The sequence below is a fragment of the Methylomonas methanica genome (genome assembly GCF_001644035.1).
GTDB lineage: Bacteria > Pseudomonadota > Gammaproteobacteria > Methylococcales > Methylomonadaceae > Methylomonas > Methylomonas methanica_A.
Map to the genome: position 1 here is coordinate 1 of NZ_LUUG01000101.1, position 14,474 is coordinate 14,474.

The 14,474-nt window shown below is 54.2% G+C and carries 14 protein-coding genes; 7 read left to right on the forward strand and 7 right to left on the reverse strand.

Annotated elements, in window-relative coordinates:
* Positions 1-210: 210 nt before the first annotated feature.
* The 5 genes from smbP to A1332_RS18850 all read left to right on the forward strand — a co-directional run bounded on the left by smbP (position 211) and on the right by A1332_RS18850 (position 5,495).
* Entirely contained in the window at positions 211-546 is a 336-nt protein-coding gene (gene smbP, locus A1332_RS18830) for a small metal-binding protein SmbP (protein ID WP_064009967.1), read from the forward strand.
* A 138-nt stretch (positions 547-684) separates the two neighbouring features.
* A complete protein-coding gene (gene fae / locus A1332_RS18835; protein WP_026600881.1) occupies positions 685-1,200 on the forward strand; it encodes a formaldehyde-activating enzyme in 516 nt (171 codons plus the stop codon).
* Between the two features lie 258 nt (positions 1,201-1,458).
* Positions 1,459-3,522, forward strand: coding sequence for a protein-disulfide reductase DsbD family protein (locus A1332_RS18840; protein ID WP_064009968.1), 2,064 nt, complete (start codon positions 1,459-1,461; stop codon positions 3,520-3,522).
* A 20-nt stretch (positions 3,523-3,542) separates the two neighbouring features.
* The gene (locus tag A1332_RS18845; protein WP_064009969.1) at positions 3,543-4,160 is read left to right on the forward strand and encodes a redoxin domain-containing protein; all 618 of its coding nucleotides are present in this window, start codon (positions 3,543-3,545) and stop codon (positions 4,158-4,160) included.
* A gap of 78 nt (positions 4,161-4,238) precedes the next feature.
* Positions 4,239-5,495, forward strand: coding sequence for a hypothetical protein (locus tag A1332_RS18850; protein ID WP_064009970.1), 1,257 nt, complete (start codon positions 4,239-4,241; stop codon positions 5,493-5,495).
* A 26-nt stretch (positions 5,496-5,521) separates the two neighbouring features.
* Here the strand turns inward: A1332_RS18850 and A1332_RS18855 are convergent, their stop codons facing one another.
* The 6 genes from A1332_RS18855 to A1332_RS18880 all read right to left on the reverse strand — a co-directional run bounded on the left by A1332_RS18855 (position 5,522) and on the right by A1332_RS18880 (position 9,502).
* On the reverse strand, positions 5,522-6,097 hold the full coding sequence (locus A1332_RS18855) for a cytochrome c (RefSeq protein WP_064009971.1): 576 nt from the start codon (positions 6,095-6,097) through the stop codon (positions 5,522-5,524).
* Between the two features lie 77 nt (positions 6,098-6,174).
* Entirely contained in the window at positions 6,175-6,651 is a 477-nt protein-coding gene (locus A1332_RS18860; protein ID WP_064009972.1) for a DUF6644 family protein, read from the reverse strand.
* Positions 6,652-6,656: 5 nt separating this feature from the next.
* Positions 6,657-7,154: a DUF6644 family protein gene (locus tag A1332_RS18865; RefSeq protein WP_064009973.1), complete on the reverse strand. Its 498-nt coding sequence runs from the start codon at positions 7,152-7,154 to the stop codon at positions 6,657-6,659.
* Positions 7,155-7,161: 7 nt separating this feature from the next.
* Positions 7,162-8,202 (reverse strand): hypothetical protein, encoded by a 1,041-nt coding sequence (locus A1332_RS18870; protein ID WP_064009974.1) that lies wholly within the window; start codon positions 8,200-8,202, stop codon positions 7,162-7,164.
* A 24-nt stretch (positions 8,203-8,226) separates the two neighbouring features.
* Positions 8,227-9,024 carry a hypothetical protein gene (locus tag A1332_RS18875; RefSeq protein ID WP_157204053.1) on the reverse strand — a complete coding sequence of 266 codons (798 nt, stop codon included), beginning with the start codon at positions 9,022-9,024 and terminating at the stop codon, positions 8,227-8,229.
* Between the two features lie 40 nt (positions 9,025-9,064).
* Positions 9,065-9,502 carry a DUF6152 family protein gene (locus A1332_RS18880; protein ID WP_064009975.1) on the reverse strand — a complete coding sequence of 146 codons (438 nt, stop codon included), beginning with the start codon at positions 9,500-9,502 and terminating at the stop codon, positions 9,065-9,067.
* 270 nt (positions 9,503-9,772) lie between these two features.
* Between A1332_RS18880 and A1332_RS25750 the strand changes: the two genes are divergently transcribed.
* Positions 9,773-10,099 carry a hypothetical protein gene (locus A1332_RS25750; RefSeq protein WP_064009976.1) on the forward strand — a complete coding sequence of 109 codons (327 nt, stop codon included), beginning with the start codon at positions 9,773-9,775 and terminating at the stop codon, positions 10,097-10,099.
* Between the two features lie 158 nt (positions 10,100-10,257).
* Positions 10,258-12,576, forward strand: a complete 2,319-nt coding sequence (locus tag A1332_RS18890) for a penicillin acylase family protein (protein WP_231890359.1) — start codon at positions 10,258-10,260, stop codon at positions 12,574-12,576.
* 177 nt (positions 12,577-12,753) lie between these two features.
* Here the strand turns inward: A1332_RS18890 and A1332_RS18895 are convergent, their stop codons facing one another.
* A complete protein-coding gene (locus A1332_RS18895; protein WP_064009978.1) occupies positions 12,754-14,370 on the reverse strand; it encodes a sulfatase-like hydrolase/transferase in 1,617 nt (538 codons plus the stop codon).
* Positions 14,371-14,474 lie beyond the last annotated feature (104 nt).

The following is a 14,474-nucleotide window of genomic DNA, read 5'->3' on the forward strand; positions in this document are numbered from 1 at the left end:
TTTAAGTCACGGATTCAGGAATAAGTTGAAAACTGGCATATAAATTGAGTAAGTAATTAGGCGATATTGCAGATATTACGGATTATCTCGTATTGTTAAATGCCGCTAAATCCCTAAGTTTATTTGGGCTTACAAACCCTACATAAACTATTGAGGTATTACTCGGTTTTAAATAGTGACTTAACCTAACCATTTCCCAGGGGGAATATTATGAAAACTACTGTAGCGCTGATTGCCAGCGCCTTATTAATTGCCAGCAGCAGCGTATTTGCCGAAGAACATGCTGCCGAATCGTTAAAACATGCCGAGCATGCGGTCACACACGGTAAAGCCGGTCATGCACCACAACTGGTGGAGCACGCGGAAAAAGCCTTGGCTCACGTCGATAAAGCGGAAAGCGCAGCTAGCGGTGATGCTAAAGCGCACATTAGCGCAGGCAAAAAATCGCTGGAAGAAACCATAGCGCATGGCAAACAAAACCACGCTGAAGTAGCGACCAAACATGCCGAAGAAGCCGTGGGCCACTTCAAGGCAGGTAATATTTAAAAAAACCCTAACGCAATACAAAACAGACAGAACGCATTTAATCGGCCATTCTGGTATTTATCCGGACCGGCCGATTATAGATATTGAATATGTCAAAAATATTAATTACATTTTTTTGAAGAAAAGGGATTATTTAAAATGGCAAAAATTACCAATTTGCGGGTTGGCGAATCTTTAGTCGGCGAAGGCAATGAAATTGCCCATATCGATTTAATCATTGGTCCGCGCGGCTCCGCGGCGGAAACTGCTTTTGCAAACGCGCTAACCAATAACAAAGACGGCTTTTCGACCTTATTGGCTGTGGTCGCACCCAATTTACTGGTTAAACCCGCCACGATCTTGTTCAACAAAGTCACCATCAAAGGTTCGAAACAAGCCGTGCAAATTTTTGGACCGGCACAACGCGCGGTAGCCATTGCGGTAGCCGAATCGGTTGAAGAAGGCATTATTCCCGCCGACGAAGCCGACGATTTGTTTATTTCTGTGGGTGTATTCATTCACTGGCTGGCCGAAGACGACGCCAAAATCGAAGAATACAACTACAAAGCCACTAAGGAAGCAATTGCCCGCGCTGTCGCCGGTTTTCCAAGTGCTCAAGAAGTGATTGCCGCGAAGAAGGACGCCAAACATCCTTTCGCAACCAATAACGTGTAAGGCTTGTAGCGATTCCAATCAGAGCCGTTTTGTGCGCGCAACACCAACCAATTTCCGCTTGAAACCAGCCTTGGCGGGTTTCTTCGATATGGCGCGACCCGCTAACTACGCGGCAAAACACTGATAACAAGGATCAGGCTATGCATAGCCAAGCCGCCACCGAACTGTAAAATGCATGACTGCCGCTAATTCAGCAAATATGGGGTGCATGTGCTTAATGTCTATCGCCTAATCCTTGGCATCACCCTAGTTTTGGGGATGTCATACACACAAGCTAGCCCCGGTCCGGAAGCTGCCACGGATCAAGTAAGAGCCAGCCTGATCAGCTCTCATTCTGCCGTGCATCCTGGCGATGAGATATTGATCGGCGTGCACCAGCAGATTATTCCGCATTGGCACACTTACTGGAAAAATCCTGGCGACTCGGGCCTACCAACCAAGATTCAATACCAACTGCCACCGGGCTGGTCGGTGGGCGAGATCCAATGGCCTACGCCTAGCAAAATTATACTGGGGCCGGTAGTCAATTATGGCTATCACGATGCGGTCACCCTACTCTCGTCGCTGCGGGTAGCCGAGGATGCAGAAGTTGGCAGAGATTGGCCAATATCAGCAAAGGCGAAATGGTTGGTTTGCGAGGAGGCCTGCATTCCCCAGGAGGTGGAATTAGCAATACAGTTGCCGGTAGTCGCCAAGGGAGTAGCGGTCGGCCCTGCCCATCCTTTGATCACAGCCGCCCAAAATTCCTGGCCTGTTGTATTACCCTGGCAAGCCAGCTTGCTTGAGGGTCCGGCCGGCACGCTCCGGTTACACCTAAGTGGCGAGCAGCTGCCTGCACCGGACCAGCAAGCGCTAGCGTTCTATCCCGACCAATGGGGACCGATTTCCCATGCTGGCGAGCAAATAACAACCTTAGTCGACCATGGCCTCGACATCAGTTTGCAAGTAGGTGACCAGCCATTAACCCCAGGACAAACGCTGAACGGCGTGCTGACGGTAGGGAGCGGCGACGCTTTACGCGCTTATCAGATCAGCGCGGTGTGGCCTGGCTCTGCAAATGCCATCCAGGCAGAGCCCGATCCGGCTTTGGCCGGTCAAAGTTTGCCGACCGCGCTATTACTCGCTTTGGCTGGCGGTCTGATATTGAATCTGATGCCCTGCGTATTTCCCGTGTTGTCGTTAAAAGCCCTGGCATTGATAGAACAAGCTGCCCACGACCCCAGCAAAACTCGCAGACACGGCTGGGCCTACCTGGCTGGTATCCTGGTCAGTTTCACCGCATTGGCAGCTGTATTGGTCGCGCTCAAAACCGGGGGAGCCAGCATCGGCTGGGGATTTCAATTTCAGTCGCCATCGTTCGTATTGATACTGGCCTATTTGATATTTGCGGTCGGGTTAAGCTTGTCGGGCGTGTTCGATATCGGCGCCGGCATCACCGGCTTTGGCAACCAATTGGCAACTCGATCCGGCTATTCCGGGAGCTTTTTCACCGGTGTATTGGCTGCGATCGTGGCAACCCCCTGCACCGCACCCTTCATGGGCGCAGCGCTCGGCTTTGCGATAACCCAACCACCGGCGACGATGATCGCCGTGTTCCTGAGTTTAGGCACGGGACTGGCCCTACCCTACTGGCTGCTTTGCCAGTGGCCGATTTTACAACGCTGGTTGCCTAAACCCGGTGCATGGATGGACACCTTGAAACAAGGACTAGCCTTTCCAATGTATGCCACCGCTGCTTGGCTGATTTGGGTACTGGCGCGTCAAACTGGCCCGGCGGCCGTTGCGGGTGCCTTGGGTGGCTGTGTTTTGATTGCCCTCGCCGTCTGGTTGTTTCGGATTAGCCGCAACGCCACCCAAATTAAACGCCTTATTCTCAATACCGGCGCCAGCCTCATTTTGCTACTGGCTTTTGTCGCGGGCGAACTAGGCATCGAGGCCCCGATAAACACGGCCTATCCAACTGATGCCAAAAATCAAAACTGGCAAGCTTACAGTGCTGAAAAATTGGCCCAATTACGTAGTGAAGGCAAACCGGTATTCGTCAATTTCACCGCCGACTGGTGCATCACCTGCTTGGTCAACGAACGTGTTGCATTGAGTAGCGAAGCGGTTCGCGGCGCGTTTCGCGATACCGAGGTTACCTACCTAAAAGGCGACTGGACCAACCGCGATGCGGATATCGCCAAGGTATTGAGCCAATTTGGTCGCAGCGGCGTGCCCTTGTACTTGTATTTCGGACCGGGAGCGCAGGAGGCGACGGTATTACCGCAAATCCTGACCCCCGATCTCGTTATCGGCGCCATTCAAGGCGCTCGTCTTTAACCATCAGCAATGGAGTATTTATGATTTCTCAGCGTTTGTTCGGATTGATGACCCTTAGTTTCATGCTATTACTGCCGGCCCCTGCAAAAGCAGAACCGGTGGTAGGCCAGCAGGCACCGACGTTTTCTGCGGCGGCGGCCGAGGGCGGCACCTTGAATTTGGCGGCTCTGCGCGGCAAAACCGTGATTCTGGAATGGACCAATGCCGACTGCCCTTTTGTGCAAAAACATTACCAATCCGGCAATATTCCCAATTTGCAAAAACAGGCCCAGAGCCAAAACATCGTCTGGTTGCAAGTCATTTCTTCCGCTCCCGGCAAACAGGGCTTTGTCGACGCGGCAACCGCAAAAAAGCTCAATCAAGAGCGTAACGCCACACCAGCCAACACCCTGTTCGATCCGGATGGATCCGTAGGCAAATTGTACGGTGCCACTAACACGCCGCAATTGTTCATCATCGATTCCAAAGGGGTTTTGCTTTACAAGGGTGGTATAGACAGCATTGCCTCTGCAGACCAGGCCGACATCGCGACGGCTGAAAATTATATTGCTTCAGCACTAAAAGAACTGGCGGCGGGTAAAGCCATCAGCAAAGCGGTGACCAAGCCTTACGGGTGTACCGTTAAATATGCCGGGTGATACCTGTATTGGATGAAATTACCTTTCATGCGATGGGCAGAGACGCAAATCTTGTCTGTCTGCCCTGGTCACCACCGTATGAGCCGATTACTGCTCGCTACGCTAATTCTGCTATCGGCTTGCGCTCCCAAAGAGTATTTCCGTACCGATATCGGTGCAACACCTTGTCTATCCAATGCCGGAACGGATTGTAGCGCGGCAAATTTAGTCTTCAACCAGCAAGATGACTACACCTTGGGCTTCGTGGAATTTGACGACGATGGCCGCTTCTACGATCAACGCCAGGCCGACGCATTGCTGAATAGCTTACAAGGCAGCCAGCAGCCGCAATATGTGGTGCTTTATACCCACGGCTGGCACCATAATGCTAAGGACAGCGATAATAACGTCCGCCGTTTCAAGGAAAGTTTACGCGACATCAAACTGCGCAACCCGGACTACCGAGTCGTGGGCGTATATCTGGGCTGGCGCGGAGAAACCGTGGAAACGCCCTGGCTGCGAGCCTTGACCTTTTGGGGCCGGCGCTCGGTCAGCGAACGCCTGGGCCAAAAGCAATTTCTTGATTTCTTATTGAATGTCGAGGCTGTCGTCAAACACGATGCCGATCCGAATAACCGCTTGCTGACCATAGGCCATAGTTTGGGAGCATCCGTGATGTTAAACGCACTGCAACCGGTCTGGCTGCAACGTTTGCAGCAGGGACGTGGCGATCAAGCCCGTTTTGGCGATCTGGTGTTGCTGGTTAATCCGGCGGTTGAAGCCCGACGCTTTGCCGATCTGCGCGCAGCGGTTCGTCGAGTCGCTGCAACGAATCAGCTTGAGCATACCAAGCCGATAGTGGTGGTTGCCGGTTCGGAAGCCGACAACATCACCAAAAACATGTTTACCTACAGCAGGGCCGTGCCGGCCTGGTTCGAGTCGGTCTTTAACCCGGCAGAGCAGGTGGACATGCAGGGCGCAACGCAGTGGGATTTGGCCGCGACCGCCGTCGGACATTTTCGCAGTTTTATCACTCATCGTTTGGAAGCGACAGCTGCTACATCGACAAATCAGGCGTGTACAGTCGATACCGCTAGCGGCGTGCATGCGTCGCTCAATACATTAATGCTGACTGGACCGGAAGGGATTATGGCCAGCGCCGCGGTTTGGCGCGTAGCTGACGGCTTGCAATTGCGTCCAGTCGCCGAGGTGCCGATGGACGATCCATTATGGGTGGTGCAGACCGATAAATACGTGCTGCCCAATCACGGTTTCATGGCGCAAAAGCCGTTCTGGTGTTTTATCGACCGGGCATTGGGTTTGACGGGTTCAGAACAAACGTATGCACGGCAGTGAACCTTTAAGTTAGTGTAATAACCGGTTTATTTAGGCCTGACATCGCCCGGATACCAAAACTGGCTGTGACATTGCTCGCAAGCTTGTTCGACTTCGCCGCCGGCTTTTTCCAGTTCCTCGACGTTTTTCGCGGCTATCGCCACCAGTAAACCTTGCGCAGCGCTTTGCAGGCTTTGCGTGCGTTGTACAAATTCCTGACGATGCTCGGTAATCAAGGTTTTGATCGCAGCTGCCGACAGTTCCGCGCCGCCGCTGGAGGTGACAGCATTAGCGGCCGCGATAGGCCGGTCTTCGATCAGCAATAGATTCGCGGCTTCGGCCACGGCCAGGGCGTGTTGCCGCAGCAGTCGCCAGTCTTCGTCGGTGTGCGGCTGACGTTCCTCGGTGCCGCTAGCCGTGCTGACCGAGGATACCGAGTTCCAGACGAAATCTATGTTCGGGTCAATGATCGAGGTCATGATCTCTTGCAGCGTCGCGACCGGTTTGAAAGGAACTGGTGGGGCAGCAGGTTCGGTAGTAGCCGGATTGCAAGCCATCAACAGACTGGCGGACGCCAAGCTGCCGGCGAGAAGTTTTAAACGTAAATCAGATGGTTTGAACATAGGCAATCCCGTTGCGAATTGACGAAGACGCAGGTTTTATAGTGGGACGTCTTCAAACGAAAATGGATGAATCGGCGTTAAGCAAAAAAGCCGATAAAACGCCCGGCAAAGGCCACGCCCAGCCATAGGCTCAATGCCAGGCCGCCGGTGGCTTTTGCCAGCCAGATTTTGTTGGAGTCGCGGGCCGCAACCCAGCGGTAGAGGGTGAAATACACCAGCAAAGCCAAACCCAACAGGATAAATTTGGCCCAAAAGAAATCGTTGGAGTAGTAACTGGTGGCTGCCGGGATGAAGATCAGCAAGCCCGATACCGCTAACAGGATCAGGCCGGTCCAGAATAATTTGCGAGTGCTGCGTTGAATTTCCGTGAGCGGCACGGAACGTAAACCCAGGCCGAGTAAATTCAGACTGGTCAACAGCACCGATGCCAGCAGCAAGATCATGCCGGCGATATGGCCCAGTTCCAATACCGCGCAGAACAAATGGTCCAGGCTACCTATGAAGCGGCCAAACGCGCTGGATTGCAAAGCTTTGAAGAGTTCGAAGACAGACATAAGGCTTATTGGTAACTCAAGTAAGGGATCAAACGCCCGGCGATGACCACCAGGCTCCACAAAGTCAACGAAGTGACGCCGGCAAAGCGCACTGCTGACGGTAGCGTGGCTGCATTGCCCCAATGCCCGACGTCGCGGCCCCATTTCAATTCAAACCACAAGGCATTGATGCCGGCCAAGGCGATAAAGCCCAGCTTGTAGAAAAACACCGGCAACGTGATAATTTTTGCGGCGGTGGCTACGAACAGCAAAATTCCGGTCACGAAGATGATTAAAAACCCGACCAGCAACCATGGTCTGAGCGGATGCAAGACTTGCCCAACCGGCACCTGTGGCAGAAATAGCCCGAGCAGGCGCAGATCAACAAAAAACAGCAAACCCAAGGCAACTGCCAGACCGATCAAATGCAGGCCTTCGATCAGCGGAAACATGTACACCGACTCGCGCAGCCCTGTGCCGAACTCGGAGTCGTTAAGAAGTTGGGCAAATTCGACTAATGACATGATGACCCTATTTTTTCGGTTCTTCAGCGGCGACGAGTCCGAAGCCGCCATTGTTCTCGGCGCAGATGCGTTCGTATTGATCCAGGATAGGCTCTTTAAGCATCACCTTGCCGGTGTAATTGGCCGGTTCGACCTCGAAGTGCCAGCCGTTGGGCTGATCCTTTGCGGTCCATTTGCGGGCCGGCACCGTCACGGTAAACGGCCGGGTATAGACGGTCGGGTCGGTCAATACCGCTTCGTAGGTATAGCGGTCGCCATCGTTACTAAAAATGTACCGTTCCTGGATATGGCCGTTTTCGCTGATAAACTCGCCGGAGCGCCCGAACAATGCTTTGCCGTTTTGATTGGTAACGTCCACCACCAGCGTATTGCCTTCCCAATGGCCGCGCGAATCGCCGTTCCACAGTTTAATGTTGCCCGGCAAATGCGGCTTGCCGTCCAGGTGAATGATGCGGGTGCCGGAGTTGAATTGAAACAACACATACCCCGGATATTGGCTGATTTCGTAACCATGCCAAAACAAGGATTTCGGAATGCCGCCCGGTGCGCAGCGCGCCAGGGGTTCGATGTATTCCGGTTTGATTGGGTCGTGGAAATGCGCCTGAAAATCCTTGACCTTTTCCAGCGCCCAAGGTTGAAAGGGCACCTGACCGTCGGCCGGGTCGCTGACCCGGCTGGGCGCGCGCTCCTCGCGCGGACCTTTTGCCACCCGATTGGGATTGGGGTCGTTAAGGATGCCGCCTTGCGGATCGGTAAAATTATTATGGTTGGCGATGGTGTTGGACCAATGGCCTTGCACGTCCGGTTGGCCGTCGGCGGTTTTCGGGCCGGTCCATTTGCCGGAGACGATTTTCGGGAAACTTCTTTCCTGTTCGATGCCGGGGCCGCCCAGTTTTAGCGGTTTGGTAGCCGGTTGAGCCGGTTTTGCAGCTGGTGCTTCCGGTTTTTTTGTCTCGTCCGCAGCGAATATGCTAGGCGCGGCGATAAGCATTACGCTGATGGCCAGCCCGGAAACTAGCGCCGAGCGACTTGCATTAATTTGTGTCATAACGTCCTCGTCTGGTATCCGGCTTTAAGGTTTATTCGGTTTGGGCGGATAGGCGTCGTCGTAGTCCAGCGTGAAGCGGTAGTCCTCGATCAACTGAAAATCCTTCTCCCGGTGCCGGTGCAAAATCACCGATAGATTCCAGGGCTTGCTGAATACCTTGGGGTCTTCCACGGTGGCTTTATATTCGACGGTGTTGGGGTCGATAAACGCCCATTTTTCGACGACACGCAGCGCGTCGCTGTGATAATTGCCGGCCCGGTCGAACCAGGTTTTGTCGTTGAAATGCTTGACGTCGACCACCAGCGTATCGCCTTCCCAATGGCCGCGTGAATCGCCCAGCCACCAGTCGTACGGGTCTTTCGGATGATCGGTTTCGTTGGTGTGTATGGTCCGTACCGAATGACCGAATTGGTGGACCAAGGTCAGGTCTTGTTTGCGCTGGAAGATTTGAAAGGGTTCCGGGTAATAAATGCCGCGCGGCACACCCAGCGTGTAGCCTTTAAGTGCAGGGTCCAGCGTGTCGCGCGCCGCGAAGTTTTTCTTTTTTTGCTCCAGTGCGGCAGGCAAATAAGGCAGGTAATGGCCTTCGACGATGCCGGCGCCGGGCGGGGCGTCCTTGCGGTTGCTGTGCGGCTCCAGGTCGTAATCGGCGGCACTGGTGGTTTGCCAAATGCCGGAAAAGTCGGGTTTGCCGTTGGCAAGCCGGGGAATTTTAGGGTTGGCCGCACCGGCGTCGCCGGTTGCCAAAAACAGCAAAATCAAGCCACTGGCCAGCATCAGTACGATTTGCAGCGATGACGGACCGCTATTGGGTGAACTCATTGAGGACATACTCCGTTATATTTCGTTAATTCCGATTTGTTTATTGCGCTTGGCCGTTACCTTGCGCTTGCGCGTCCGGTGCATCCTGAGCGCCGCCGGTTTTAACGCTACGGCCGTCGGACAGCACGGTGGTGACTGCATAGCCGAAATCCTTGCCGTTCTTGGCGCGATAACCCTGGATGGTGACTTCGCTACCGACCGGCAGGCTGGCTTTGGTGATGCCTTTTTGTTTCAGACTGAAGGGCGCGCCGAATTCGAATCCCCAATTCTCGGCGCTGCCGTCGGTTTGCTTGACGTCCAGATACAGCCAGCTATGCGGATTGACCAGTTCCAGCTTGGTGACCACGCCTTTTAACTCTATGGGTTGTTCGGCGTCGAACTCGGCGGAAAAGGCGTGGTGGGCGTGGACTGGCGGCGCTGTCAGGGAGAGTAGGCCGCCAACAAATATCACGCTTACCAGTTTGCCTTTCGTGTTCATTCGATATGTCCTCCGCTAATTCGCTAAAAAATCAAGCGTGGAAAATGGTTTGCTTAACTTTCCACGTCGCCTCCGCCTAAACAGCAAAAATCAGGCCCACAATCCATAACAACACGCGAATCAGGAATATTTGTTTGGCTAAATCACTGTTTTTGTTTTAATTGTTTTACGAGTGACGATCAGGTTACGATCAAAAACAGGAGGATGTTTTGTCGGTGAGGGCAACTGCTTTGCTGTTGACGCAGCAGCGGAACAACATCCTTTGAACAATTGTCCATCGGTATTCCCAAGCCGCGCATACGCACCGAAAATATATCTGGCGGCACCGCCGAAAGCTTTGGCTTCGCCCCGCCGGGCTACAGGGACATCCACAAATTGCTCGGCCGTACGCCGCAATCGCCGGTGCGCACCGCTGCATGCCTCGTCGGCACCTCCGCGGGAATTGGATGTACCGGCGCACCACTCGGCGGCAACCACGAGGGTGTTTTGCGTGCCGCCCTGACACTCGGCAACCGGCCCGATCCTGTTTTAATCACCCACCAGTTTGACTGGTCGTTGCCGCCAACGCCGGCCGGCATGAATTCGACGGGAAACTAGCGGATAAGCGACGTAGGTTAGTACTTGTATAATTGAGTACCGATGATCTGATCGGTTTGCGTATTACCGAAATAAAGGCGCATATTCCAATCAACAATTTATTCTCTGGCTGACCACCCATGCGGAAAACCCGAACCGTATTTCTATCAATCTGTTTTTTGACACTTGTTTTATGCGGGCTGATCTACTCGGCGCTGCGTGCGTCATTACCGACGGAAAGCGGCGAACTGAAATTACCCGGCCTGGCTACGACTGCTACCGTGCAGAGCGATACCCTGGGTGTTCCTTCCATTGTCGCCAGTAACCGGGAGGATGCTTTTCGGACCCTGGGTTATTTACATGCCCGCGACCGCTTATTTCAAATGGAATTGATGCGTCGCAAGAGCGCTGGCCGTTTGGCGGAATTGTTTGGTGCCTCAGCGCTTAAGCTGGATCGTAAGCAACGTACTTATCAACTTTCCAGAACCGCCAGTACCATAGTCCAGGATCTGCCCGCTGCTCAACGCCTGACCTTGCAAGCCTATGTCGAAGGCGTCAATGCGTATATCCAACAAGCGCGGATATTACCGCCGGAGTTTCTGGTGTTGCGGCATAGCCCGGAACCCTGGCGAGCCGAAGACAGCATCTTGGTGGCTTTGGGGATGTTTCAAACCTTGAACGGCCAGGAACAGGACGAGCGCATGGTCAGCGTGATGGAACAAGCACTGCCAGCGGATTTGCTAAGATTCTTAACGCCCGACACCGATAGTTACGCCACTGTGTTGGTCGGAGGCCCGAGTTCCCGGCGTTTCAGCCAGAGCATTCCTGTGCAGGCCATCGCGGCTTTGCCGGATGTAGACGCGCATCTGGCCCAGAATCACGTCGATGCCGACAATGTCGTTGCCGGCTCTAACAACTGGGTGGTCGCCGGCAGCAAAACAGCGGACGGTCGCGCCATCGTGGCGAACGATATGCATCTGGGTTTGGGTGTACCCAATATTTGGTATCGCGCAGACTTGAAGTATGGAGATAAACATATTTACGGCGTGACGCTGCCCGGCCTGCCGGCTGTCGTGGTCGGCGGCAATAACGACGTGGCCTGGGGATTTACCAACGTCACCGCCGATCTAGTGGATTTGGTGCGCCTGGAGCTGGATGCCGCCAATCCGATGCGTTACCGGACGCCGCAAGGTTGGCGCGAATTTGCTCAACACATCGAGACGATAAAGGTTAAGGATGCCGCCGCTGAGGACATTACTTTACAAGACACCGTTTGGGGACCGGTTTCCGATCAGCTCTTGCTGGGCCAGCCGGTGGCGGTCAAGTGGGTGGCGCTGGAACGGCATGCGGTAGACCTGGGTTTGCTGGAGATGGATAACGCCCAAAGCACCCCTCAAGCGATGACCATCATGAACAATGCCGGCGGACCGGCGCAGAATGTGGTGTTTGCCGATACGCAAGGCCATATCGGCTGGACGTACATGGGGCGTTTTCCAAAGCGATTGGGTTTTGACGGTTTAGCCAGCCGCTCCTGGGCCGATGGTAATTTGGCATGGCAGGGTTATATTCCGCCGGACGAGTTACCGCGCTTGATGGACCCTGCCCAGGGTTTTATCGCCACGGCCAACAACAGAACCTTGGGCAACGACTACCCGCATGTGATTGCCCACAATTGGGCACTGGGCTACCGGGCATTTCGCATCGCGGAATTATTGCACGACCGCCAGGGCTTAACCGAGCAGGATTTACTCACTATTCAACTGGATAGCCGCGGCGGCGCCTTGGATTATTTCCAGCAGCTGGCATTGGCGGAACTCCGCGACTTGCATAACAAAGAGTCTGACTTACAAGAGGTGGAACGGGCGTTGCAGGCCTGGGATGGCCATATGCGGGTAAGCAGCATCGGCGCCGCGTTTTTGCAAGAATTTAGAAAACGCTTGGCGGAAGAAGTGTTTGCCAAGGTAGTGGCCGCATGCCGCGTGCATGATCCTGATTTCCGGTACGCCTGGCGAGAAATGGAAACGCCCTTGCGGCAGCTGCTGACCGAGCGGCCGACAGGCTTGCTGAGCAGTCGTTATCATGACGACTGGCGGCTGATGATTGTCGATATTCTCCGCCAAACCCATGAGGCATTGCACCGGCAATATCCGGAAACCGAGTTGGCGAAGCTCACCTGGGGGCAAACGCATGGCGTGAACTTGCAGCATCCTTTCAGCCGCGTCGCACCTTTATTGGGCAATGTGCTAGATATGCCGGCTTTCGCGAGCGATGGTTGCGCCAGCGTCTGCGTCAGAGTAATGGATAATGGCCACGGTGCCAGCGAGAGACTGGTGCTATCGCCGGCCCACCCAGAGGATGCTATTTTCCATATGCCCGGCGGCCAGTCCGGACATGTGTTGTCGCCGCATTATCGGGACCAACAACAATCCTGGCAGGATGGACTAGCCACGCCCTTGCAAGCAAATGCCAAACCCGAGATCCTGTCTTTTGTGCCCTAACGAGAGCCTCTAAAAATTCTCCCTACTGCTGGTGATTTAGGGAAAGAACTGATTTTTATTGATTCCAGGGGTAAAGCCTTACGCATAATAAGAAGTCAGCCCCAGCAGGCTCAAACCAAAAAATTTCGACCTCAGCGCAACAAAGCCGAGACTTTGAGCAAAACCAACAACCAGGATTTATCGGGAAAACGCCGCGATAAATCGCTCCCGTAATTTATCCATGCCAAGCACAGGCGCATCGCTGGCCGGTAGCATGCCGTCCGTCCATTGCCAATCCTTTATGGTGTCCATCACCTTGGTGTCACGACTGATCAGATGTACCAATACATCGTGGCTATCCGATTCGCCGGTCACGAACGGCGCCGGTTGGTGATCGCCCAACATCAGAATCACCAGGTTATCGTCGCCAAAAGTAATAGCGTAGGAGACGATATTAGCCAACGCGTATTCGATGGATTTTCGATATTGCTCGCGGATGCGCTCGGTGTTTTGCCAGACGACTTCCGGGGTGTCCCCGACTCGGGCTTGATTGAAAATGCTGCCATCGCCCACCTGATCCCAATCCACCTGCGCCGGCAAAGGAGTCCACGGCGCGTGCGACGAGATCAAGGCCAACTCGGCCATCAACGGTTGCCGAGCACCGGGCTTGCGCTCCAAGACTTGCAGGGCCGATAGTGTGTATTGGTCCGGCATGGTGATCCAGTTGAAGGTTTGGCCTTTGTAGCCCAAATCCTTGGCGGCATAGATGCGGTCGTAGCCGAAGTATTCGCCTTGCGGCCAGGCCATCGTATGTGCCGGCTGTACCGCTACCGTGCGCCAGCCGGCCCGGTGGAACAGTCGATTTAGGGAGGGGCGTTGACTCATCACCAAACGGTCGTAGCGGGTCTGGCTATTGATCCATAGACCGGACATCAACGTGCCATGCGCCAGCCAGCTGATGCCGCCGTAAGTCGGTGAAGTTAAGTAAGCGCTGCGCGCCGACAACCCGTTTGCGGCGAGATCGGCGCTGCTTTGTTGCAGCAACGGGCGGATGTGGGCAGCGTAATCGGCTTTGTCGAGCACGGTCCGGCCATACGATTCGATGAACACCACCAGCACATCCTTGCCTTTCAATTTTTCGAACAATGCGCTGTCCGGCACTGCGGCATAAGGATCGCTATCCACTACATTGTTGAAACTATCCAAATCGGCCACGCTGCTACGGATGCCGGCAACGTGCTGGGTCATTAGGTCGTAAAACGGTTTGCCGGCCTGTGGCCAGCCCGCGCAGGCGAAAATGCCCCAGCCCAAAAGTCCGGCGACTAAACCCGTGCAACTAATTTTCGACCAACGTTGCAACAGCGTTTGTACCCGGCGCAGCAAGGTGTTGGTCAACAAAAAAATACTCAGTAACAAGGCGATGAGCAAACCAGCGACGACGATGGCGCCAATGTGGCCAATGGCGCCTTGCAGCAGATTCAGGCCGTCCGCCGGAAAGCGGGAATCAAGTACCGGATTGAACGGTCGGTCGAAAACCTGGTACGCCGCGACGTCGGCCAATTTAGTGATGATCCCGGTTCCGAGCAGGCCGACGGCAACCCAGCGAATCAATACGGCTCCCCTGCCCCGGACCAATAAAGCCAGACCGAGCAATAGCGCTTCCAACGGTAAGGAAGCAAAAGCCGCCACTGTTATCAAGCTTAGGCGATTGGGAATAAGCAAAGCCGCCAATACATAAATCACCGCGAAACCATTCAAGCCCCTTTTGAAGTGAGCAGTCCGGTGAGTATTGAAAATCCTGTTATCGCCTAGCATCTACACTCCCGTAGCGAGGCGGTTAAATCCGGGTGGCAAACGCTTTGCCGATAAAGAGCATATATGTTTATTGGGAAGCGCATGTAGGTGAGAAATCGCGATTA